The following is a 319-nucleotide window of genomic DNA, read 5'->3' on the forward strand; positions in this document are numbered from 1 at the left end:
GAGCGTCGCTGAACCGTTCTCGGTGATCACGACAACGTCCACCGTGAGCGGCGGCGTTGATCCCTCCGGCGCGGGCGGCGTCACCGCTACCAGCGTCGTCGCGCTCAGCACCGTGACCTCCGGCGACTCCTCGCCTCCGAAGGTCACAGACGTGCCATTGAAGTTCGTGCCGCTGATCGTGACGGGCGTGCCACCGTCGACCGGACCTGACGGCGGCGTGATGCTGACGATCGTGGGCGGAACAGCCGCACCGTACGTGAACGCCCCGGGCGCCGTGTCGCTCCCGCCATCAGGATTGACCACGGTGACATCCTGCGGC

At 68.3% G+C, this 319-nt stretch carries 1 pseudogene (cut by a window edge); it reads right to left on the bottom strand.

Annotated features, from left to right (window positions below):
- Window positions 1–319: pseudogene (locus GEV06_29085) on the bottom strand (hypothetical protein) (it continues 274 nt past the right edge of the window).

This window comes from Luteitalea sp., assembly GCA_009377605.1.
In the GTDB taxonomy this organism is placed as follows: Bacteria; Acidobacteriota; Vicinamibacteria; order Vicinamibacterales; family Vicinamibacteraceae; genus WHTT01.